The 2,001-nt window shown below is 37.1% G+C and carries 1 protein-coding gene; it reads left to right on the forward strand.

All coding sequences use genetic code 11. From position 1 onward, the window contains the following. Positions 1–2,001 (forward strand): hypothetical protein (locus OM075_RS24915; protein ID WP_301193276.1); only part of this gene is annotated, 2,001 nt, incomplete at both ends.

Below are 2,001 nucleotides of genomic sequence, written 5' to 3' on the forward strand. Positions count from 1 at the left end.
GGTGGTTTACCAGTCTTAACTACATTTAGTGTTGTTGTAACCGATAAAGCAACAGGCTGTACCAACGAAACTGAGGTTGTAATTACCGTTAATCCGGATCCAGCTTTACAAGCTACTTCAGCAGTATATTGTGCTGATGAGGCAGCAGATTTTGATATCAATACCTTCAATGATGATATCCTAACTTCAAGAAATGTAGATGATTATACCTTTGTCTGGACAGGTGATTTGGTTATTCCAGCCGATGGTGGTTTACCAGTCTCAACTACATTTAGCGCTGTGGTAACTGAAAAAGTTACAGGTTGCACCAGCGAGACTGAGGTTGTAATTACCGTTAATCCTGATCCTGAAGTTCAGAATGCAACAGGCATCTATTGTGCAGATGAAGCAACATCAAACTTTAATATTGAGGAGTATAAAGATGATCTTTTAGTTGTTGGGCAGGATGTTAATGCCTTCGAATTTGATTGGGGAAATGCAACATTGGCGATACCTGGAGATGGTGATTCATCAATAACAACAGACTTTGTGGTAACTGTAATAAATTCATTAACAGGATGTACTAGTGTAGTAACGCTTTCAATAACAGTCAATCCATTATCTACAGCATCAATAGGCAGTGGTGCTGAAGTATGTTTGGAATCAGAAAGTCCGGCAATCACTTTTATTGGAACTAATGGAACTGCTCCTTATACTTATGCTTACACTTTAAATGGAGGAACAATTCAGGAAATTCAATCTGATAATTCCGGTATAGCTACCTTATATGCACCTACAGATATTGCCGGAATATTTGAATATAGTCTAGTAAGTGTAAAGGATGCAAGTTCTACTATTTGTGAAAATTTCGTTACAGGATCAGCAATAATTATAGTAAATCCAAATCCGGAGGTTCAAAATGTGGAGGCTACTTATTGTGCAGATGAAACTGAAGGTTTTGACATCACTTCGTTTAATGATGATGTCATGGTTTCAGGTTCTACGTCTGGTTATTCATTTAACTGGGATGGTACATTAATTATACCAGAGGATGGGGGTGATAGTACAACAAGTGTTTTCGATGTTGTTGTTACTGATGATGAAACAGGTTGTACAAGCGAGTCACAAGTAACTATTACGGTTAATTCAGATCCTGATTTACAGGTGGTTAATGTCACTTATCTTGTAGATGAAGTAGTCGATTTTGATATTACTTCTTTTAACGATGATATAATGGTTTCTGGAAATACAACAGGATATACTTATGTATGGGAAGGTACGTTGATTATTCCTGATGATGGAGGTGTGATTACTACAAGTACCTTTACAGTCGTTGTTACTGATGAAGTTACAGGTTGTACTAGTGAAACCATAGTTAACATTACCGTCAATCCAGATCCTGATGTACAAACTGCATCAGCAACTTATTGTGCCGATGAAACCAAGGACTTTGATATTACTTCGTTTAATGATGATGTGATGGTTTCTGGTTTAACGTCTGGATATTCGTATGAATGGGGAGGTGTATTAACTATTCCTGAGGATGGAGATGAGGCTATAACAAGTATTTTCAATGTTGTTATTACGGATGAAAATACAGGCAGTACCAGTGAGTCTTTAGTTGCTATTATTGTTAATCCAGATCCCGCAGTTAATGATGTTGAGTATACTTATTGTGCTGACGAAGCTGCAGATTTTGATATAAACTCTTTTAATGAAAAAGTTATGGTTTCTGGTAACTCAGAAGGTTATAACTTTGATTGGAGTGCTTCTTCGTTGAATATTCCTGCTGATGGAGGATTACAAACGACTAATGAGTTCGACGTTGTGGTTACTCGAATTACAACCGGCTGCAACAGTGAAGCTCATTTAACCATTTATGTAAATCCAGATCCAGAGGTTAAAGATGTAGAGGCAATTTATTGTGCCGATGAAGTTGCAGATTTTGACATAGCATCTTTCAATGAAAGAGTTCTTGCTTCTGGTAATTCAGAAGATTATAACTTCAATTGGAATGCTTCT

Source organism: Plebeiibacterium sediminum (genome assembly GCF_026013605.1).
In the GTDB taxonomy this organism is placed as follows: Bacteria; Bacteroidota; Bacteroidia; order Bacteroidales; family Marinilabiliaceae; genus Saccharicrinis; species Saccharicrinis sediminus.